Origin of the sequence: Candidatus Poriferisodalis sp. (assembly GCF_965208555.1) — a bacterium.
GTDB lineage: Bacteria > Actinomycetota > Acidimicrobiia > Acidimicrobiales > Poriferisodalaceae > Poriferisodalis.
This window is the reverse complement of sequence record NZ_OZ242342.1, coordinates 1,690,379-1,710,534: the sequence shown is the minus strand read 5'-3', so window position 1 is coordinate 1,710,534 and position 20,156 is coordinate 1,690,379. Positions and strand designations below refer to the sequence as shown.

16 protein-coding genes are annotated in these 20,156 nt (G+C 68.6%); 8 read left to right on the top strand and 8 right to left on the bottom strand.

The annotated features are described in order from the left end of the window. The gene (locus ACOGXE_RS07750) at positions 1 to 1,302 is read left to right on the top strand and encodes an MFS transporter (protein ID WP_419933370.1); all 1,302 of its coding nucleotides are present in this window, start codon (positions 1 to 3) and stop codon (positions 1,300 to 1,302) included. Here the strand turns inward: ACOGXE_RS07750 and ACOGXE_RS07745 are convergent. Beyond that, positions 1,299 to 2,441, bottom strand: a complete 1,143-nt coding sequence (locus tag ACOGXE_RS07745) for a zinc-dependent metalloprotease (RefSeq protein WP_419933369.1) — start codon at positions 2,439 to 2,441, stop codon at positions 1,299 to 1,301. The genes ACOGXE_RS07750 and ACOGXE_RS07745 overlap by 4 nt on opposite strands. A 17-nt stretch (positions 2,442 to 2,458) precedes the next feature. On the opposite strand from ACOGXE_RS07745, the gene ACOGXE_RS07740 reads away from it, so the two are divergent. The 5 genes from ACOGXE_RS07740 to ACOGXE_RS07720 are packed head-to-tail and all read left to right on the top strand — an operon-like array spanning position 2,459 to position 6,604. Then, on the top strand, positions 2,459 to 3,415 hold the full coding sequence (locus tag ACOGXE_RS07740; RefSeq protein ID WP_419933368.1) for an NAD-dependent epimerase/dehydratase family protein: 957 nt from the start codon (positions 2,459 to 2,461) through the stop codon (positions 3,413 to 3,415). Then, the gene (locus tag ACOGXE_RS07735; protein ID WP_419933367.1) at positions 3,415 to 3,864 is read left to right on the top strand and encodes a molybdenum cofactor biosynthesis protein MoaE; all 450 of its coding nucleotides are present in this window, start codon (positions 3,415 to 3,417) and stop codon (positions 3,862 to 3,864) included. The genes ACOGXE_RS07740 and ACOGXE_RS07735 overlap by 1 nt, the downstream gene beginning before the upstream one ends. Then, positions 3,861 to 4,325: a hypothetical protein gene (locus ACOGXE_RS07730; protein ID WP_419933366.1), complete on the top strand. Its 465-nt coding sequence runs from the start codon at positions 3,861 to 3,863 to the stop codon at positions 4,323 to 4,325. Before ACOGXE_RS07735 ends, ACOGXE_RS07730 begins: the two co-directional genes overlap by 4 nt. A gap of 34 nt (positions 4,326 to 4,359) precedes the next feature. Next, on the top strand, positions 4,360 to 5,319 hold the full coding sequence (locus ACOGXE_RS07725; RefSeq protein WP_419933365.1) for a rod shape-determining protein: 960 nt from the start codon (positions 4,360 to 4,362) through the stop codon (positions 5,317 to 5,319). Positions 5,320 to 5,335: 16 nt separating this feature from the next. Next, complete coding sequence (locus ACOGXE_RS07720; protein WP_419933364.1) at positions 5,336 to 6,604, top strand: ABC transporter substrate-binding protein; 1,269 nt, start codon at positions 5,336 to 5,338, stop codon at positions 6,602 to 6,604. Between the two features lie 28 nt (positions 6,605 to 6,632). Here ACOGXE_RS07720 and ACOGXE_RS07715 read toward each other — a convergent pair whose 3' ends face one another. After that, on the bottom strand, positions 6,633 to 7,340 hold the full coding sequence (locus ACOGXE_RS07715) for a hypothetical protein (protein WP_419933363.1): 708 nt from the start codon (positions 7,338 to 7,340) through the stop codon (positions 6,633 to 6,635). Continuing rightward, positions 7,337 to 7,561 (bottom strand): hypothetical protein, encoded by a 225-nt coding sequence (locus ACOGXE_RS07710; RefSeq protein ID WP_419933362.1) that lies wholly within the window; start codon positions 7,559 to 7,561, stop codon positions 7,337 to 7,339. Before ACOGXE_RS07710 ends, ACOGXE_RS07715 begins: the two co-directional genes overlap by 4 nt. Positions 7,562 to 7,632: 71 nt before the next feature. Between ACOGXE_RS07710 and ACOGXE_RS07705 the strand changes: the two genes are divergently transcribed. Then, complete coding sequence (locus ACOGXE_RS07705; RefSeq protein WP_419933361.1) at positions 7,633 to 8,868, top strand: PDZ domain-containing protein; 1,236 nt, start codon at positions 7,633 to 7,635, stop codon at positions 8,866 to 8,868. On the opposite strand, the gene ACOGXE_RS07700 is transcribed toward ACOGXE_RS07705, so the two are convergent. Together ACOGXE_RS07700 and ACOGXE_RS07695 are read right to left on the bottom strand one after the other, a co-directional pair. Further along, positions 8,865 to 10,013, bottom strand: a complete 1,149-nt coding sequence (locus tag ACOGXE_RS07700) for a hypothetical protein (protein ID WP_419933360.1) — start codon at positions 10,011 to 10,013, stop codon at positions 8,865 to 8,867. The two genes, ACOGXE_RS07705 and ACOGXE_RS07700, sit on opposite strands and share 4 nt — an antisense overlap. Positions 10,014 to 10,081: 68 nt before the next feature. After that, entirely contained in the window at positions 10,082 to 11,050 is a 969-nt protein-coding gene (locus ACOGXE_RS07695; protein ID WP_419933359.1) for a hypothetical protein, read from the bottom strand. Between the two features lie 243 nt (positions 11,051 to 11,293). Between ACOGXE_RS07695 and ACOGXE_RS07690 the strand changes: the two genes are divergently transcribed. After that, a complete protein-coding gene (locus tag ACOGXE_RS07690; RefSeq protein WP_419933358.1) occupies positions 11,294 to 14,590 on the top strand; it encodes a spondin domain-containing protein in 3,297 nt (1,098 codons plus the stop codon). 46 nt (positions 14,591 to 14,636) lie between these two features. On the opposite strand, the gene ACOGXE_RS07685 is transcribed toward ACOGXE_RS07690, so the two are convergent. The 3 genes from ACOGXE_RS07685 to ACOGXE_RS07675 all read right to left on the bottom strand — a co-directional run bounded on the left by ACOGXE_RS07685 (position 14,637) and on the right by ACOGXE_RS07675 (position 20,089). Beyond that, positions 14,637 to 18,455 (bottom strand): hypothetical protein, encoded by a 3,819-nt coding sequence (locus ACOGXE_RS07685; protein ID WP_419933357.1) that lies wholly within the window; start codon positions 18,453 to 18,455, stop codon positions 14,637 to 14,639. Positions 18,456 to 18,680: 225 nt separating this feature from the next. Continuing rightward, the gene (locus ACOGXE_RS07680) at positions 18,681 to 19,322 is read right to left on the bottom strand and encodes a TetR/AcrR family transcriptional regulator (protein ID WP_419933356.1); all 642 of its coding nucleotides are present in this window, start codon (positions 19,320 to 19,322) and stop codon (positions 18,681 to 18,683) included. A gap of 116 nt (positions 19,323 to 19,438) precedes the next feature. Further along, the gene (locus ACOGXE_RS07675) at positions 19,439 to 20,089 is read right to left on the bottom strand and encodes a TetR/AcrR family transcriptional regulator (protein WP_419933355.1); all 651 of its coding nucleotides are present in this window, start codon (positions 20,087 to 20,089) and stop codon (positions 19,439 to 19,441) included. Positions 20,090 to 20,156: the final 67 nt, after the last annotated feature.

The window sequence follows — 20,156 nt, the reverse complement described above, 5'->3', positions numbered from 1 at the left end:
ATGCAGCCTTTCACGTGGCTTGCCCGTACCCATCTGCTGTCGGCCGCCGGCGACGCGCTGATTGCGATCGCGCTGGCCGGGTCGCTGTTCTTCAACCTCGATCCTGCGGCTGCCCGGCCGAGGGTGGCGCTGTACCTGCTGGTGACGATGGCGCCGTTCGCGGTGGTGGGGCCGCTGATCGGGCCGCTGGTGGACCGCAGCCGCGGCGGGCGCCGGGGGATGATCATCGGTGCCGGCATGGCTCGGGCGGTGCTGGCGCTGCTGATGGTGCGCCACCTCGATTCGCTGCTGCTGTTCCCCGAGGCGTTCGGCGCGCTGGTGGCGGGCAAGACGTACCACGTGGCCAAGAGCGCGGTGGTGCCGGGGCTGGTGCGCGAGGAGCGCGACCTGGTCGAGGCGAATTCGAAGCTGATGCTGCTGAGCGGGCTGGGCGGCGCGCTGGCTGCGGGGCCCGGCGTGCTGCTGAGCCTGGCGTCGTCGCGCTGGGTGCTCGTGCTGGCGGCGGTGGTGTTCGTGCTGATGACGTTCCCGGCGGCGCGCCTGCCGCGCACGGCGGTGCGCCCGCATGAGCTGAGTCAGCCTCCCGGGCCCGGCCAGCCGATCCAGCCCGGCCAGCCGGCCCAGCCCCGGCAGCCTCGACCTGGGCGGCAGCGGGGAGGGATGCTGCTGGCGGGTTCGGCCATGGGCGTGGTGCGGGCCATGACCGGCTTCACGCTGTTCCTGATCGCGTTCTGGCTCCGCACCGACGGCGCAGCGCCGTGGTGGTTCGGCTTCATGTTCACGGCGAGCGCCGTGGGGCAGCTCGCTGGCGCGCTGTCGGCGCCGTGGCTGCGCCGGCGCATCCGCGAGGAGCTGCTGCTGGCCAGCACGCTGCTGCTGGCGGCCGCCGTGTCGTTCTATGTGGTGACGGCGCCCGACCGCTTCTCGGTGCTGGTGCTGGCCATGGTGATCGGGCTCATGTCCGCGCTGGGGAAGCTGTGCTTCGACGCGATCGTGCAGCGCGACGAGGTGCCTGCCGACCGGGGCCGCACGTTCGCCCGCTTCGAGACTCGCTTCCAGCTGATGTGGGTGATCGGCGGGCTGGTGCCGGTGGCGGCGCCCAGCGGCATCCTGCCGCTGCGGGCCGGGGTGATGCTGCTGGGCATTGCCGGCCTGGTCGCGGTGGTGCTGTATGCGGGCGGGATGTGGGCGCTGGCTCGGGGGCGGCGTCCCCCGTCGGAGATCATCGCCACCCGGGTACGCGCCCGCATCGTGCAGACCCGGATGCGACGACGCAGGGTGAACCGGCCCGAGACCGGCTAGTCCGGCGGCAGGTCCAGGCGGGCCAGCCAGAGGCCCGGCGCGACGAGCTCGCTGGGCGTGGGAATGCCGGCAGGCTCGAACAGCCGCGCCAGCCCCTCGCTGCCGGTTCGCATGACCACGCCTGAGACGAAGTCCTCTCCCCGGTCGCGTGCCTCGACGCTCAGGCGCACGCCGAGCAGCCGGTCGGCGTAGTCGGCGCCCTCGGTGATCTGGCGGCGGCGCACGGCCTCGCTGAGCGCGTCGAAGCTGCCGATGAGGCGGGGGCCCGCTTTGGCGACCACGTGGTCGATGTACGCAGTCAGGACGCTGATCAGCGTCTCGAGCTGGCTGATGTTGTGGCTCTCGTCCCGGGCGATGCCGAGCAGCAGCTCCGGATTGCCGAAGATGCGCTGCAGCTGTTCCTGCATCTGGGCCTGGAACTGCTGCGGGTCGCCGGCGCTGTCGAACGAGGCGGGCAGCTCGAGGTCGCCGAAGTCTTCCAGGGAGGGATCCCTGCGGCGGAAGCCCTCGATGTGCTCGAGCAGCAGCGTGTCGAGCCGCTCGTGCACGCTCGGCACTGCCAGCGCCGAATGCAGGGCGTGCTCGCGGATGGCGACCCACAGCATCACGTCGTCGACGTCGAGGCCCCATTCGCCGGCGAAGTCGCTGATGTTGGCGGTCACCATCAGCACGCGTGACCGGGGCACGATGAGGTCCGAGTTGCCGAATGCCTTGGCACCGAGGTGGCCGGCCATCATGCCCGCGGTCATGGCCACGGTCATGGGGCTCATCATGGAGAGCAGGCTGGCGAAGGGATCGGCGCTGGAGGGGCTGTCCTCGCTCAGCCGCTCCGACAGCCGATCCATCAGCGGGCGGATGGCGTCGAGGGCATCAGCCGCCCAGCCCGAGCGGGTGACGGGCTCGATGTGGGAGGTGACGTCGAGACCGGTGATATGTCCCACATGCAGCTCTGCCACCCGGCTGATCTCGCTGAGGCGATGCCGCTCCACCGGGTCGACGTTGTGCTCGGGCTTGCCGCCGGTGGCGAGCTGGTTGGCCGCCTGGCGGGCGCCCTCCCAGAGCGACTCGGAGCTGCCGCCCAGAATGGAGGCGATGTCGCCGAGGAAGGGGATGCCCTTGAACGGATCTCCATCGGCCACAGTGGCATCGTAGGGGCATGACTCGGCTGGCCGTGTCGGGTGCGGGCGGCGTCATCGGCGCCCGGGTGCTGCAGTGGCTGGCGCAGTCGTTCGATGTGCTCGACGTCGACGATGCGCATCGCTCCGGCGATTACGACCTGGGCGGCGCCGACGCGCTGGTGCACCTGCGGCTGACCCGGGAGGTGACATCGGATCGGCTCCGCCGGGTGCTGGCGGTGGCAGATGTGCGGCATCTGACGCTGGTGTCCAGTGCCAGCGTGTACGGGGCGTGGCCGAACCACCCCACGCCGATCTCGGAGGACCTGCCGGTGCGCCCCAACCTGGAGGCGTCGTGGGCGGTGCACCACGCCGACGCTGAGCGGATGGTGCTGGAGTGGAGCGATGCAGTCCCCGACGGCGCGGGGCGCTCGGTGGCCATCCTGCGGCCGGCACCGGTGGTGTCGAGCGGCGTGGGCGGACCGATCGGCGAGGCGATGCTGGCCGCAGCCCCCATCCGCACCGGCAGCGACGATCCGCCGGTGCAGTTCCTGCACGTCGACGACTTGGCCTCCGCGGTCGTGCTGGCCACCCAGCGCCGCCTGTCGGGCGTGTTCAACGTGGCGCCGGACGGCTGGCTGTCGCCGGGCGAGCTGCGGGCGCTGCTGGGTGCCCGCCCCAAGATCCGCCTGCCGATGCCGCTGCCCAAGCGGCTCGACCGCTACGTGGCCCGGCGGGTGGGCCACGCTGCACCGGAAGGGCTGCTCCCGTACACCCGCTACAGCTGGGTGGTGGCCAATGATCGGCTCCGTGCCCAAGGCTGGGAACCCCGCTACAGCAGTGCCCAGGCGTTCGTGATCGCGGACGTGGGCATGCCCTGGGACGACCTCAACGCACGGCAGCGCCAGTACGCCACATTGGTGGGCGCGGGGGCTGCGGTGGCGGCCGGCGGCTGGGCTGCCGCGGCCTGGCTCCGGCGCTCCTACGCTTTGCGATGATGGATACCTGGCTGGAGCTCACTCACGGCGAGCTGCCGATAGCCGCCATCTACTCCTGGGCGCTTGATCCGGCAGCGGGAGCTGTGGTGCTGTTCTCGGGCACGGTGCGAGATCACGCCGAGCATCGCACGGGCGTCACGCAGTTGATCTACGAGGCGTACGAATCCGAGGTGACACCACGGCTCGCCGACATCGCCGCCGAGATGGGCCGGCGCTGGCCGAGCGTGCGCAAGGCGGCGCTGCTGCACCGGGTGGGCACGCTGGGCCTCACCGAGAGCTCGGTGGTGGTGGCTGCCTCGGCGCCGCACCGGGATGCAGCATTCGAGGCGGCCCGCTTCGGCATCGACACGCTGAAGGCCACGGTGCCCATCTGGAAGCAAGAGCATCATGACGCCGGCACCGACTGGGGCCTGCAGTCGCAGCCGATCGCGCAGGTGCCCCGGTCATGAGCCCGCTGCTGTTCCTGGCCATTGCGCTGGTGGTGCCGCTGATGGGCATGATCGTGCTGGGCGTGGGTGCTCGCATCCGGAACCAGAAGATCACCGACGACGAGACCGGGCCGTTCCGGCGCCGGCTGGAGTCGATCGCTCCGCTGGACGCGAACGACGCCGAGCCGTCGGGCACGCCCGGACTGGTGCGGGCCATGCGCCGGCGCCGGCGCGTCGATCAGCCGGCCACGCGCAAGCCGTCACCTTCGACGACGTTGCAAGAGCGGCCGACACAGGCCAGCATCCGGCTGGTCGAGCGTGACTACTCCGTGCCGCTGCTGCCGCCGATGAGCGCCGACCTCGACGACCCGCCGCCCGAATCGCGGCCGCGCAGCCGCCGGGCGATACCGCGCCCGCCCGCGGCCGCACGACGGCACGACCGGGTGATCTCCCCCAGCCAGAGGCGCCGTTCTGGCTCGTGACCTGGCGATCGATCTCGGCACCGCGAACACGCTGGTGTACGAGCGGGGGCGCGGCATCGTCTTCAACGAGCCGTCGGTCATAGCGCTCAACGAGCGATCCGGCGACGTGCTGTCGGTGGGGCGCGAGGCCTGGCAGATGATCGGGCGCACGCCCAGCTACATCATCGCGGCGCGACCGCTGCGCAACGGCGCCATCACCGACTTCGACATCACCCAGCGGATGATCCGGCTCATCATGCAGGGCGTGGGCGTCGGCCGATTCGGCCGCACCCGCGTCGCTGTCTGCGTGCCGTCGCTGATCACCCCGGTCGAGCGGCGGGCGGTCATCGAGGCGGCCCGGCGGGCCGGGGCGTCGGACGTGAGACTCATCGAGCAGCCGATCGCCGCAGCCATCGGCTCGGGCCTGCCGATCCATGAGCCCACCGGCTCGCTGGTCATCGACATCGGCGGCGGCACTGCTGAGATCGCCATGGTGTCGCTGGGGGGGCTGGTGTCGCTGCGCGCTGTCCGTGTGGGGTCGTTCGACTTCGACACGGCGTTGATGAACTACGCCCGGCGTGTGCACGGCATCGCGATCGGCGAGCGCACGGCGGAGGAGCTGAAGATCAGCATCGGCTCGGCATGGCCCATCGACGACAAGTTCGATGCCGAGGTGAAGGGCCGCGACCTCACCACGGGGCTGCCGCGCACGTTCCTCATCACCCCTACCGAGGTGCGCTCGGCGCTGGCCGACACGGTCGAGCTCATCGTGGAGGCCGTGCTGGAGTGCCTCGGCGAGGCACCGCCCGAGCTGGCACAGGACCTCATCCACACCGGCGCCCTGATGGTCGGCGGCGGCTCGCTGTTGCAGGGCCTCGACCAGCGCATCGCGTCAGAGGCACGGGTGCCGGTGCTGCGCTCGGAGTCGCCGCTGGAGACTGTCGTGCTCGGCGCCGGCCGGGCGCTCGAGAACTTCGAGGCGCTTCACGCCTCGCACACCATTCCCGGCCGCTAGCCGAGGGCTGCGGCCGGTGCGGTGGGCGCTGTCGCTGGCGGCGCTGCTGCTTGCCGCAGGCTGCTCGGCGTCGCCTCCCGCCGCCGGCCCGCCGGCCGCGCCGCCGCCCGCACCTGCCGACGGCTTCGACGTCGGCAGGTTCACCCTGGGCGTGCTGGCCGACCTGTCAGGTCCCGCTGCCGATGCTGACCGGGCGGCGCTGGCCGGCGTGCAGGCCTACTGGGCCGGGGTGAATGCACGTGGCGGCGTGGCCGGGCTGTATCCCGTCGAGCTGTCAGTGAGCGACCATGACGCCGCCGGGTCCGAGGCCGGCGCTGCTGCCGCTGTGCTCGAAGGGTGGGACATCGCAGCGCTGGCCTACCTGAGCCCTGCCATCGACGCAGCCGAGCTGACCGGCGAGCTGCCCGTGCCGGCGGTACCGGCCGTCGCCACGCTGGCCGGCGAAGACCTGGGCTGGGTGCTCACGTGGACGTCACCGGTGGAGCTGACCACCGTGGGTCTGCTGGACCGGTTCCGCGCCAGCGGACCAGGGGCGACCTGGTGCATCATCGTGGACCGTTCGCCGCCGGGCCGTCAGGTCGCCGCAGCGGCCTATGCCGCAGGCGCCGCCCGCGAGACGGTGCCGGCCGTGCTCGACCTCGAGGTGGGCGAGATCGAGGTGCTCGACTTGGATGCGTCGGTGTTCGACGTCACCGACGCTGTCGAGGACCGGCGATGCCGCCATGTGCTGGTCGAGGCGGCGGAGCCCACAGCTATCCACGTGCTCGACCGGCTGCCTGCGAATCTGACCGTCGTGCGGCGCTCCACGCTGGCTGCGGGCCGCGAACTGCCAGAAGGGGTCGAGCTGCTCATCGACGCGGCCCCGCCCTGGTCGGCCGGCGGCTCCGAGGTCATGGACGCGTTCGCCGCCGACTGGACCAAGTTCAACGCCGAAGCTCCGGCCGATGCCCGCGCACGCGCTGGCTGGCTGTCGCAGCTGCGCCTGCATCTGCTGCTCGAGCAGGCAGTCGCTGCCGGCGACGTGAGCCGGGAACGGCTTGTTGCGTTAGCTCCCCGTGTCGAACCGGTCGACCCGAACCGCAACACGCTGCCGGGCGTGCCTCGCGTGGGCATGGACATCTCCGAGCCAGTCGCCGGCGGTCCCGTGCGCACGCTCCGCCTGTACGGGCGCAGCGAGGTGGGTGCCGACCGGCTCGGGCTGCGCCAGGTGCTCGTGCTCGACCTGACGTCGTTTGCGGAAGGGCTGCGAGAGCGCCTGGGCGCCTCGGACCCATTCGATTCGTGACGCTCAGGGCCCGGGCCCGGCGGCGCCCTCAGTGCACCGGCACGCCGAGCAGCTCGCCGGCGACGGCGCGCACCTGGCGGTCACGATCTTCCAGCCCGGCACGCACGGCCGTCTCCGCACGGTCGTCGTCGAACTGGTGCAGGCCCAGCAGCGCTCGGCGCCGGATCTGCGGCCGGTCGTCCATGGCGTCCAGCAGCACCTCCAGCGCCATGGCCCGGGCCGCATCGTGGGCCGCGCCCAGCGCAGCGTCGCTGTCCGGCCCGGCGTCGGCATCGAGTCCTGCAGCGATCGCGCCCAGCGCCGCCACGGCGCTCTCCCGGCACAGCGGCTCGTCGCGGCTGCGTGCCACCCGGCACAGCTCGGCGACAGGTCCCGGGTCGCGGTCGCGCTCGCCGAGTGCGGCCGCCACGGTTTCCACCACCGAGGCATCAGGGTCGCTCAGCAGCCCCAGCAGCTCGACCTCAGGCGGCGCCAGCTCGGCCGCCCGGCATCGCACGGTCGCTGCCTGGTCGCCCAGCGCCTGCCTCACCTGGTCCGCACGCAGCGCACCGCAGCGGGCCAGGGCGCCGAGCGCCGCGGCCCGCACGCCCGCATCGTCGTCGTCCAGCAGCCGCTCTGCTGCCGCCGCCTCGCCCCGGTGACCTGCAACCACCGCCGCAAGCCGGCGTGCGTACGCCTCGTCGCCGGCCTCGTCGTCGCGGCCGGTCGGAGCATCGCCGGCCTTGCCGTCGCTCACCCGATCAGCGCTTCGAGCACCAGCGCCCCCACGACCGCACCCACCGCCACCAGCGCCACCAAGGCGATCACGCACAGCGCCGTGAACGCCCCCAGCCCCAGCACCGCAACCAGCTTGCGCCAGATTGCCGTCGGCCGGTACGGCCAGCGCACCGGCTCAGCACCCGCCGGCTGCATGCGCCCCGATCCGGCGTGACCTGGCTGCGCGTGCTCCGGCTCCATGCCCCCAATATGGCCCATCGGCGACTCCACCGCGCGTGCCCGCGACAAGGCGCATGGCACGCTGTGCGCCTGTGAACGATGCGTCCGGCGGCCCGCCCGCCGACGACCCCGACGACGATCCAGTCGACCGTCCCGACGACGACGAGGCAGACCTGGCTTGGCGTGCCCTCGCAGGCTCGCTCGACGACCTGGGCTTCACCCCGCCGCCACCCGCCACCGCCGCATCAGTCGCCGACGACCTCGACGATCTCGACGAGCCTGACGACTCCCCCGGGCCCACGGCGTCGGGCCACCCGCGTGCCCGTCAGTTCTCGCGGGCCGCCGTCACCGTCATCGTCCTCCAGATCGCCCTCACGCTCGTCATCGTCAGCGGCTTCACCATCAAGCTCTACGACAAGGCGGTCATCGCCCCCGGCGCCACAGCCGACATTGAGGAATTCGTCGACGTCCGCGACCACCCCGCCTACGCCTCCGACGCCTCCATCTCGCTCGTCAGCGTCCGCACCAGCTTCGCCCCGTCGCTGTTCGAAGTCGTCGGCGGCTGGCTCGACGGGGCCCTCGAGGTGGTCGACATCGTCGACATCCTCGGTGAGCGCACCGTCGCTGAGAACCGTGACGCCGGCCGCCTCCAGATGGACCAGTCCACCCAGGTCGCCGTGGCCGTCGCGCTCGAGCACCTGGGCTACGAGATCATGACCCCCATCGGCGCCCGGGTCGAGCGGATCATGCCCGACGCCCCGGCGGACGACGCCCTGCACGAGGGCGACATCGTCCAGGCGGTGGACGACATCGCCATCACCACGGCGCAGCAGCTCTCCGAGACCATCAAGGCCAACGAGCCGGGCTCCACTGCCACGCTCACCGCGCTGGCCCCCGACGGCCAGACCCGCACCGTCACCGTCACACTGGCCGACCGCGACGGCGTCGCCCTGCTCGGCGTCATTGTCACCACTCACGTCAACTTCGACGAGCCCCCCATCGACGTGACGCTGCACATCGAGAACATCGGCGGGCCGTCCGCCGGCCTGGCGTTCACGCTGTCGGTCATCGACGCCCTCACGCCCGAGCCGCTGACCGGCAGTCTCGACATCGCCGCCACCGGCACCATCCACCACGACGGCACGGTGGGCCCCATCGGCGGCGTGCCGCAGAAGTCTCACGCCGTCATTCGGGCCGGCACCGATCTGTTCCTGGTGCCCGCTTCCCAGGTCGAAGAGGCGGTCGCCGTCGCCGAGCCCTCAGTCAGCGTGGTCGGCGTCGAGACCCTCGAAGACGCCCTCGCCGCAATCGAAGCCCACCAGCACTAGCGACCAGACGTAGCTCTCCACCCACCACCGAACGTCAGGCCGTCGTGCTGGGCCACAAAGATGCGCAACGCCACTTCGGACGCGTCCTCGCTGCTCGGTTCGACGATCCAGTTCCCATCCGCACTGGCCCGACCCACGATGTCGGTGCCGAGCACATCGGCGACGTTCTCGCCCAGATACGCCCTGTTCAGCATGGCGCTGACGATCTTGCCGTCGGCGTCGGCGACGAATCCGATCCATTCCCCACCGAGCACGCCGGTGGTGTCGTAGTACGCCAGCGTCGCCTCCAGCCCCGCGAAGTTGCTGGCGGGGTCGTTGAGACTTGCATACAGCTCGGCGAGCCCTTCGGTGCGGAAGATCTCCACGGCAGTCGCAATCTGCGACTGGATGAACTCGTCGATGTCGGTGTACCAGCCCGAGCCGAACAGCAGGCCGTCGTGGCGCACCACCCACGACCGCTTGAGCTCGAAACCGGAAGGATCGAAGCCGGCCTCGAGACGTTCAGGGTTGAGGAACACGTAGGTCACCCAGCGCCCTTCGGGGGTGGCCGACAGCATGTCCGCCCCGAAGTTGTACCCGTTGGCGTCGGTGCCCACCCAGCCCTTGAGGTCGTACCCGCGCCGGCTGGGGTCGTAGTGGCCGATGATCTCGTCGTTTTCGCCGATGATGAACCCGTACCACTGGCCGTCCACGTTGGCGGGGTCGTTGTAGTAGTCGAGCGTGGCCGCCAAGCCCTCGGCCTCGTAGCGACTGATGGCCAGGTCCACGAAGTGCTTCGTGTAGTTGTCCGGCTCAGACCTCGGCGGGGCCTCAGCCTCGGCTTCGATCTCCGCTTCGGCTTCGGGGGCAACCGACGGCTCGGCGACACTCGCGATCGCCTCGTGGATGATCTGCTCGATCTCAGCGCGTGACAGCCCGCTGCCTGCGGCCTGGACGATCTCGGTGACGTCGGCTCGCGACAATCCGCTGCCTGCCGCCTCGGCGATCTGCTCGATCTCAGCTTGCGACAGCCCGCCGCCGCCGGACTCCTCGACGATCTCCTCAACCTCGGCTCGCGACAGCCCGCCGGTGCAACCGGCCAGCACCAACGCCGCTGCAACAGCAGCCGCCACCCAAGCAGTCCGTAGGCGTGCAATGTGAGTCATCTGGTCGCGTCCTTTCCCGCGCAAGCCCCAACAGGAGCGAATGGGACGGTCTGTTCGATCTCGGCGCGTTACACGCCGCCGGCCCGCCAGCCGCACATGTGGTAGGCGTAGAACTTGTCGTCCCACGTGTCGGCGATCCACACCGTTTCGCCGTCAGACCACAGACCTTGTGGGGCGGAGTGGCTGCTCTGCAGATAGAACTCGTTGCTCGAGTCCCGCGCTCCGCTGGACAGCGTGAAGGCGTACACCCGTCCGATGCCGTTGTCATTGGCGTCGGTGCTGACGTTGGTCGACGTCGTCCAGATCGTGGTGTCGTCAGACCACAGGCCGCCCGCAATGGTGCCGTCGGAGAACAGGTTGTTGATGTCTTTGCTGGACTGACGGGCGCCCGGGACTGAGCCAAGCTGATTCTGGTTGCCGGCGCTGTACGCGTAGATCTTGCTCTTGGCCTGGAAGATGATTTCCTGATCGTCATTGCGGACGGTCGTATTGGGCTGCAGCACCCAGAAGGTGTCGCCGTCCGACCACAGGCCGCGCGGATCGTTGTTGTACTCGTAGAGATCGAAGTCTCGGCCTGCGGAGCGGCTGCCGTCGCTCAGCAGATACGCCTTGACATTGGCTGTGTTGTGGTCCCAATCCGTGTTGAACTCATTGGACACGTACATCCAGAAGCCGTCCGACCAGATGCCGCGAGCGCTGTGCGAATCGGCGGAGATGTCGATGTCCTTGCCGGTCAGGCGATCGCCGAACGTGTCCCCAGCCGTGATGTCGTAGGCGAAGATCTTGTCCTCGAGGGGGTCCACCACCCACAGCGTGTCGCCGTCACCCCAAGCGCCCCGGGGCCATTCCACATCGGGCCCGAAGTCGATGTCCTTGCTGTAGTCACGGCTGTACAGCTCGTTCTGGCACGAGGTCTGCGTGGAGCTCTGAGCCAAGGCCGCGGACGGAACTGCCGCTAACAGCAGCGCCAGCACCGCCGCGGACACCAGCAGCCGGCGCCGCTGTGTCGGTCGAGATCTGCCTTCGTTGGTCGACATGCCTCTCCTCGGATCGTGTTCGCCGGTCGATGCCTTCGCCGCCCACGGGCTGCGAGTGAAATACATGGTAACAACTATTATTATCCGGAAAGGCACGCTGACCAGCACTGATCCGCCGGAGTTGTACGTGTCTGTTCCGGTCTCCGGGGAAAGGCGGCCATGCGATCAAGTGGGTCGACGCCGCTGAGGCCGCTAGGGAGTGCTCGCTGGCTCCGGATCGGCGCTGCGCTTGGGGCGGCGCTGGTGCTGTTCCTGGCGCAGTTCGCCGTGTTTGTGGGGCTGGGCAGCCCGGCCCAGGCTCGGGGGAGCGACAACCGGAAGGCCGTCAAGATCGACGTCACCTTCACCGGCAATTTCGTGCAGGACGCGCTGGCTTCCGGTGAGACGCTGCCGACTGACACGAACTTCGCCAGCGTGGCCTTCGCGACGCACGAGAGCACGGTCAGCTATTTCAATGCGGGCGAGGCGGCCAGCGCGGGGCTCAAGGCATTCGCCGAGACCGGTTCGACCGAGCTGCTGGTGGAGGAGTTCGCCGCCCAGACCGACGACGCCAATGTCTTTCCGAAGAGGACGGAGGGGACGTTCCCCCAGGGCGCGACGACTGCACAGACGTTCGAACTGCATCGCGCCTCGCGCGGCCAGGATCATCTGACCTTCATGGCGAGTCTGAGCGAGTCGCCTGACTGGTTCGTCGGGGCTCGCAACATCGATCTGCGGCCGGGTGGCGTGTGGATTTCCGAACTGGAGGTCGACCTGTTCGCGTGGGACGCCGGCACCGACAGCGGCACGGACTGGGATTCGGCGGATTCGGCCACTGACCCGACGGCAAGCGTCAGCGCCCTGAAGGGCGTGGGCAAGTTCAGCGATGAGCCGATCGCCAAGCTGACGATTTCCATGCTGCCCCCGCCCAGCAACGAGAGCAGACAGCGGGTGATGAAGGCGGACGCCAACTCGATGGACGGCGCGCTCAACGTTTTCTGGGACGCGTACCCGGCTCCGTTCAAGATTGTTCGCAGCACCCTGCACATGGTCGAGTTCGACCGCTACTTGGTCGCCTGGAAGTCGGGCGAGGAGGAGTTCCAGACCGATCTGGACGGCAACCGGGTCAAGGTGGTCATGGGCCGCAACGCCAACAACACGGTGATCGAGGGGCTGACCAACGGCACCGAGTACACGGTCAGGGTGACCCACGCAAATGCGGTCGGCCCGGCGGCCGATCACTCGCGGACATCGACGGCGACCCCGGCCGCGAGAGACGGCGTGCTGGTCAGCACCTTCAGCCAAGGGCTCAGTCACTCCAATGGGGTGGCGTTGAATCTGATCACCAACCTCAGAGGGGCCAAGTACACGTACAACCGGTTCACCACCGGCCCCAGCGCGGCCACTTTGGGCAGCGTCACATTCGCGAGGATCCAGCCGTCGCAGTACACCTCGTCGCGCTCAGCCCCGAAGCTCGAACTGCACTTGCTCGAGGACTTGCCGGGCGGCGAGATCGGCGACTCCAACTTCTCCCAGCCGGGCCAGCCCGGTGCGCTGATCGGGACCTTCGTCTCGCCGCCTGAATACCTCGACGGTCCAGCCAAGTTCGTCGCGCCCGGCGACGGTTTCGCGCTCTCGGCCTCGACCGACTACTGGCTGAAGCTGGTGCTGGTCCAGGGCGGCGTGACGATCCCGATGACCATGATCCACGGCCTCGACCCCGACAGCCAACCCGGGTGGGACATCGCCGATGGATGCCAGTGGAGCCTCTTTGACATCTGGCACACCCGACACGTCAAGATGTGCAGCTATTACTCGAACTTCATGGTCTCGCTGAACAGCCCGATCTCCTCGACAGTGCCGCTGGCGAGCATCAGCGGCGGATCGGCGATCGAGGGAGAGAGCATCGAGTTCACAGTCGAGCTGTCCAGCGCGCCCAGCACCCAAGCCACCATCCAGTACGACACCGTCGACGGCAGCACCCCTCTGGCCGCCACGACCGCCGACAACGACTACACAGCGGTCAGCGGGGGCACGGTCACGTTCGAACAGGGCGAGACCAGCAAGACGGTCTCCATCGCGACCGGCGACGACTCGACCGATGAGAACAACGAGCGCTTCATCGTCCGCCTCAGCAGCCCGTCCCCCAACATCGCGCTCAGCGAGATCGACAGCGCCGCCGGCATGATCATCGACGACGACCAGACCGCGTCGAGCGATTCCACCCTGGCCGGCATCACGCTGACCGACCAGGACGGCAACACGATCGCTTTGAACGAGACGTTCGACCCTCTGCGGTTCGTCTACACGGCCGATGCCGGCGCCAGCGTGGAGAGCATGCACCTGAGCATCTCGTTCGCTGAGGGCATCAATCCGGGCCACATTCGCTACTTCGACAAGTTCGGCAAAGTTGCCGAAGGCAAGAAATCACAGGCCAGCAGCGCCGAGTTCACCCGCATCATGCCCGGCGTCAACCTGCTCAAGGCCCTGATCACCTCCAAGGACCACAGGCGCGAGTCGCTCTACAAGGTCATGGTCAGCAAGGCCGCCTCGTCGGACGCGTCGATCGCCACGCTCGTGCTGGAGGACAACAACTTCAACAAGCTTGTCCTGTCGCCGGCGTTCAGCCCATCAGTCACCGAGTACACGGCAACCGCCGAGAACAACCCGCCGTTCTACATCGACGTCGGACTCAACCACAGCGGCGCAGACGCCGAGGTCTCGGTGAACGGCGAGGTCGTCGTTCCCTACAGCTTCACCTACCCCTACGGCACCTTTGGCATGCCGGCCGGGGACAGCACACTTGCCATCGAGGTCACCGCCGAGGACGGCACGATCCAGACCTACACCTTCACGGTCGAGAGAGAAGGCGGCGATGAACCGGTCGAACCGCCGCCGCCGAACCAGGCCGCCACCGGCCTGCCCACCATTGCGGGCACCCCGCAAGTGGGTTCGACGCTCAGCGCGGACACGACGGCGATCGGCGACGCCAACGGGCTCGCCAATGGTCAATTCACCTATCAGTGGATCCGCAACGACGGCAACTCGGACACGAACATCCCCGGCGCCACCGGCCAGACCCACACCCTGACACAAGACGACCAGGGGAAGACGATCAAGGTCAGCGTCTCGTTCACCGACGACGACGGCTACCCGGAGACACTGATCAGCTCCGCGACGGCTGCGGTGGCCGCAATTCCGGTCGAACCGGTCGAACCGGTCGAACCGGTCGATCCGGTAGATCCGGTCGAGCCGTTGTGGTCGGGGGAGATGACGGTGGCGGACTATGGCAACGCCAGCTTGGGCGCGTACAACGACGACACCTTGTTCTCGAACGTCATGGGCACCGCCCAACTCGAGATCGAGTCGCTCTGGTATTTTGCGCCGCAGCGGAAGCTCTACTTGGCATTCAAGGCACCGGTCGCCGGCGCAAGAGACTGGACGCTGCACATAGACGAACTGGCGCTCAGTTTTCCGAGCGGAGATTCGAACTTTGTCTTCAGAAACGTCGACGTGTCCTGGACCGCCGGACAAGTCGTCAACGCAAAAATCACTCGATGAGAACTGTTCCGTCGGACCACATCGCTCGGGATAAGCCCACGCGGTTCTAGTCCGCGGTCACATAGAGCGTGTAGGTGCCGGTCCAGTCGCGGTATGCGCCCGCTGAGATGTAGTGGACGCCGCTGGTCGTCGGCGTGAAGATCAGCCGGCTGTTGCCGCCGATGCCGCTGTCGTCGTCGGCCGGCGGGCCCCCGAGCCGCCCCGTGGGGCCTCGTGGGATGGACAGGTGCGGGTCGCGCAGTGTGCCGTCGCGTGTGCGCGCCCCCTTCAGTTCGATGCGGTAGGCGGTTCCGGCTTGGAGTGTCACGGCGAACCAGTCGCGGTCGCCTTCTCGTTCGATGTCGCCGGTGACCGACCCGCCGACGTCGACGGTGCCCGTGGTGTCGGCGTTGGCGGTGTAGTCGTCGCTGCCGAGTGATGCCGCAAAGAGCGTGTAGGTGCCGCTGTCGCCGCCGGCGGAGACGTAGTGGGTGCCGGTCTGGGTGGCCCGGTAGCGCACGCGGCTGTAGTTGTGGACGCCGCTGTCGTCGTCGGCGGTTCCTGAGATGCGCGTGCCGCTCGGGTTGTGGACGCCGTGCAGGTAGGGGTCGTTGAGCGTTCCGAAGCCGGGCAGCCCGTCCCCGGTCGGTCCGCCTTTGAGGTCGAATTGGTAGATGGCGTTGGCTTCGAGAGTCACTGCGAACCAGTCGCGGTCGCCGGGATGGCCGATGTCCCCGGTCGCCGATCCGCCGATGTCGAGCGAGCCGAGGGTGCCGGTGGTGGCTGCGTCGAAGTCGTCGGGGCGGCTGTCGGTGATGTTGGTGACGCTCAGCGTGTAGGTGCCGATCCCCGAACCGCCGGCGTCCACGAAGTAGTCGGCGGTGGCGGCGGGGGTGAAGAACGTCCGGCTGTTGAAGTAGGTGCCGCTGTCGTCGTCGGACGTGTTGGCTATGAGCGTGCCGTCGGCCTTGCGGATTCCGCCAAGCTCCGGGTCGTCCAGCGTGCCGTCTCCGGTCCATGCGCCCATCAGGTCGAAGCGGTACACCTTGCCGGCCGTGAGGCTCACCTTGTACCAGTCACGGTCGCCTGCCTGCTCGCTGCGGGCGACGACCGAGCCGTCGACCGCGACGGTGGCGGTTGAGGCGGTCGTGGCCGGATGGTCGTCGGCTTGGCCGGGAGTCATGTCGGTCACCCTCACCGTGTAGGTGCCCTCGCGGACGAACAGGCTTGGGCCGCCGGCTGCCACGTAGTAGGTCCCGGTGGCTGTCGGGGTGAACACCTCCCGGTCGCTTGACGAGGGGCCGTCGAAGGTGCCGTTGGCGGCTGTGCTCTCGATCAGCGTGCCGCCGGAGTCGTGGATGCCGTACAGGCTCGGCCAGTCGAGCGTCCCCTTGCCGAGATGGAGGGCAGCGAGGTCGATGTAGTACGTCCGGTTCGCCTCCAGTTCGACCGCGAACCAGTCTTTGTCGCCGCCGAACTGCACCTCGCCGGTAGCCGTGCCGCCCACCGCGACCGTGCCGATCGTGGTGGTGCCGGCCGCGAAGTCGTCGGGCACCCCGCCGGTGATGTCGGTCACCGCCACCGTGTACGTGCCCTCGCCGTAGCCGCCCGCGGACAGGTGGTACACACCCGCCGCGGGGGCAGTGAAGTCGACCCTGGCGTCCCAGTACGAACCGCCGTCGTTGATGTGGGTTCCGGCGATCCGCGTCCCGTCGGACCGGTAGAGCGAATCGATGTACGGGTTCACCAGGGTGCCGTTGAGGGACTGGTACAGCTGCTTGCCCTTCACGTCGAACCGGTACCTCTTGTTCGCCGCGAGGGTGACCGCGAACCAGTCGTGGTCGCCCTCGGCCTCGATCTCTCCCTCGGCGGTCCCGCCGACCGTCACGGCGCCGGCGGTGCTGGTGTCGGCGGTGAAGTCGTCGGGCTGCTGGGCGACGGCCACGGTGTAGGTGCCGATCCGGTCCCCGGCACCGCGCGCTGCCACATAGAACGTCCCGTTCGATGCCGGCACGAAGCGGACGCGGCTGTTGGTGCCGTCGCCGCTGTCGTCGTCGGAGGTGCCCGAGACCCTTCGGCCGCTCGCGTTGTAGATCCCCGCGAGATAGGGGTCGCGCAGCGTGCCGTCGCCGCTCTGCGCGCCCATCAGGTCCACCAGGTATGCCTTGCCGGCCTCCAATGTGACCTTGAACCAGTCATGGTCGCCGGCCTCCTCGATGTCGCCGGTGGCGGTGCCGCCGACGGACACGGTGGCGGTGGTGGTGGTGTCGGCCGCATAGTCGTCGACCACCTGCCGCAGGCTCACCTCGTAGTCGCCGGTCCCCTTGTCGCTGCGGGTACCGATGAAGTACGTGGCGGTTTCGGAGGGCGTGATCTGCGCCCAGCCGTCCCCGAACACCATCGAGCCGACAGCGCCGGAATCGTCGCCGCTGTCCTTGAGGACTGCGGGCATCCTCGAACCGAGGCCGTCGAGCGCTCTGTACAGACCCCGCAACCCCTCAGATTCGCCGCCCGAGTCCTCCTCCTCGGAGATGACGTTGCCTTCCGAGTCCTGGACCTCATGGACATACGGCAGCGCCGGACCGTCCAGATCGATCTGGTAGGTGTGGCCCTTCTCCAGCAGCACCGAGAACCAGTCCTCGTCCCCGGGCGTCTCGATCTGTCCCCTCAACGTGGCGTCCATCTCCAGAGGCGATCCCTCGGCGGCTTCATTCCCATGGTCATCGGTCCCCCTGACGGTGGCCTGCGGGCTGTTGCGCAGCATGCGGCCGTCGGCGGCGCACACCGAGGTGGTCGACACGCAGTCCGGCGCTGCGGCCAGCGACACCGTCACGCTGTGGGGACCGTCGGGTGTCACGGCGAGTTCCCAGGTCCTGCCGACGGGCGACACCTCCGACACGGCCGCCAGTGAGCCGCCGGTCACCGTCAGCGCATCGGTCAGCAGGCTGGAAGTGACGCCGAGGTCGGACTCGTCGAAGTTGAGGCGCAGCGTGAACTGGCTCGATCCGTCGTGCGCGTCGGGCACTCGAGAGAACCATGCTCCCGGCGGCGCCGTGCCGCGCTCGGGCAGTGCGTCGGTGCCAGCGCTGAGCGAAACGTCCGCTGTGTTGCCTACCGCGCCTGACAGCAGCCCGTCGGAAAGCCACCAGTAGGCGCCGCGCAGCGGCAGCCCGGCGGGCACCTGGCTCTGCGAGGCGACGAACTGGTGGCCGTCGATGGCGAGCACGAACTCGGTGTCGAGCGATCTGCGCAGGCCCAGGTACAGGCCGCCGGCGAGCTCCGCGAGCAAGATGACCCCATAGGACGACCCGTCGACATCGAAGCTCTCCGAGGTCAGCGAGCCGAAGTTCGCCCAGCGCGAGTAGCCGACCGTGCCGTCGGTCGCCCCCACATCCAGCACCGAAGTCCACGCCTCGACAAGGTCCGTGCCCGGGTCACTCTCAGTACCCAGGCCCGCCTCAGTGCCCGGGTCCGTGCCCGTGTCCGTCTCGGTGCCCGGATCCGTGCGAGCACCGATGGGGTCGCCCACCGGCTCGGACAGCTTGAGCTTCAACCGGTACCGCACGGGGCTTGAGGACTCCACCCGCACCTCATAGGAGCCTGCCGCCAGCGTCAGACTGAATCGCTCGTCAGAACGCCCCAACTCCTCGCCTGAGCCCAGCAGATCGCCCCCGGCGCTCTCCAAGTACACGTCCGCGTTGGCGGTCAGCCGCCGCAGCACCACCTCCACCGACTTCGGCGACGACAACTCGAACCGGTACCGCTCCACACCTCCGGCCGCGTCGTCAATGGTGCTGTTGACGACGGTCTTGGCCTCATCGGTGATGTCGCCCAGCTCCACCGCCTCAACGTCGTCGCGCAGCTGCAACTCCGGCGACGCCGCCATAGCCGACGCCAACGGCCCCAACACCGCCGCCGCACCCACCAACACCGCAGCCCCAGCCCTCAACAACCGCGACCCACAGCTCCACCGCGCGGTGAGTTCCCGTATCATTCCCAATTGTAGTGACCGTTACTACAAACTCCGGGAGCAGGTAGGCGAGCTGTGTGAGACGCCGATTTTTGGCGACCGGCCGATATTGGTGAATTCGGTTTCGCCGGTGCCGCGGAGCTAGGGCTGCGACGGGCCGATGGACTCGACGAATCGGGTCATCAGCTCGCGCCAGTCGTCGAGGGAGGGAAGCCCGATCTCACGAGGCGCAGCGGCGGCTGCAAGGCGAGCGCCGAGGCCCAGCGCCTGGCAGGCGAACACGATGGCTTCGGTGCTCAGGTCGGCGTCGATGTCGCCCGCGGCTTTGCCCTGCTCGACCACCTCGGCCAACACAGCGGCCTCGACATCGAGCGACTGCGCCACCTCTGCACTCAATGACGAGTCTCGCCGTGCCATCACGCACGCCTCGAGCATGAGGTTGCGGGCTGCGTCGTCACCGTTGTCGCCGCCGAGCAGGCCGCCGCCCAGCTCCGCCAGCTTCCTGGTTGCCGACAGGTCGGCCTGGCCGGAGACGACCTCAGTTCTTGTCAGCCCTCGATGCTCAACCGCAGCGAGGAACAGCTCGTGCTTCGTCAGCCAGCGCGCGTAGATCGCACCTGTCGTCAGACCGCTTCGCCGGGCGATGTCCGCGACGCGGGCCGCTTCGTACCCCTTCTGGCCGAACACCAAGGCGGCGGCGTCCAGAATGCGGTCCGTCGAGATGTCCGAGCTTCGCCTGGACTCGGTCGCCGACGGCGCGTCCGATACCGATGGAGCTTGCATGCCGCGCCAACATTAGCCACAGCCCGAAGGTGTCGGCTGTCCGAAATCAACGGAAATTTACAGGTGTGCATGTGCGAGGCAGTAATTCGTACTATTTGTCACCTCGCAACGGGCCGTCAAGCGCGCGGCGCGAGGCCGCGAATCAGCCTTCCGACGAAACGGCTCCAGCCGTCCGCATCGGGCTCAGATCCGTTGTCGGCCAGCGAACGTGCGACCAGGTGACTTCCGAGGCCGAGGGACTGGCACATGAACACGATGGCCGTCGTGCTCAGGTCGTGGTCGATATCGCCGGCCGCCTTGGCCTCCTCCACGATCTCTGAGAGTTCGCTCGCCTCGACATCGAGCGCAGTGGTCAGCATCGGACGCCAGCCTTCGTCTCGCATCGCATGCGCGCATGCCTCGATCCACAGGTCGCGTGTGTTGTCTCGGTGCGTCGTGAGCAGATTGTCGCCGAGCATGGCGAGCTTCGAGGTCGCAGCCTCCGGAGCGTTCTTGATCAGCAGCAGCATCCGCCGTTCTGCGGCTTCCCTGAAGGCTGCGTCGAACAGCTCCCGCTTGTCGGACCAGCGTGCGTACACGGCGTCCGCGGTCGTGCCGGCCTCGCGAGCGATCTCCGACACCGAAGCCGACTGGTACCCCTTGTCGCCGAATGTCCTGATCGCCGACTCCATCAGGCGTTGCGCGACTGCTGCGTGGTCGTGATCGTCCTGATCGCCTCGGCGGTCAGGTCCTGAACGCTGGGCATCGCCGTGGTCGGAAGCGGGCACGAAAGACAATCATAGTTACAACCATTACTTCACGAATAGATTGCCCTGATGCACTTGTGCAGATGGC

Coding starts and splice junctions, on each gene's coding strand:
- ACOGXE_RS07700 (WP_419933360.1), bottom strand. CDS start 10,013: ATGACTCACATTGCACGCCTACGGACTGCTTGGGTGGCGGCTGCTGTT.
- ACOGXE_RS07730 (WP_419933366.1), top strand. CDS start 3,861: ATGAGCCCGCTGCTGTTCCTGGCCATTGCGCTGGTGGTGCCGCTGATG.
- ACOGXE_RS07695 (WP_419933359.1), bottom strand. CDS start 11,050: ATGTCGACCAACGAAGGCAGATCTCGACCGACACAGCGGCGCCGGCTG.
- ACOGXE_RS07740 (WP_419933368.1), top strand. CDS start 2,459: ATGACTCGGCTGGCCGTGTCGGGTGCGGGCGGCGTCATCGGCGCCCGG.
- ACOGXE_RS07680 (WP_419933356.1), bottom strand. CDS start 19,322: ATGCAAGCTCCATCGGTATCGGACGCGCCGTCGGCGACCGAGTCCAGG.
- ACOGXE_RS07735 (WP_419933367.1), top strand. CDS start 3,415: ATGGATACCTGGCTGGAGCTCACTCACGGCGAGCTGCCGATAGCCGCC.
- ACOGXE_RS07750 (WP_419933370.1), top strand. CDS start 1: ATGCAGCCTTTCACGTGGCTTGCCCGTACCCATCTGCTGTCGGCCGCC.
- ACOGXE_RS07685 (WP_419933357.1), bottom strand. CDS start 18,455: ATGGCGGCGTCGCCGGAGTTGCAGCTGCGCGACGACGTTGAGGCGGTG.
- ACOGXE_RS07710 (WP_419933362.1), bottom strand. CDS start 7,561: ATGGAGCCGGAGCACGCGCAGCCAGGTCACGCCGGATCGGGGCGCATG.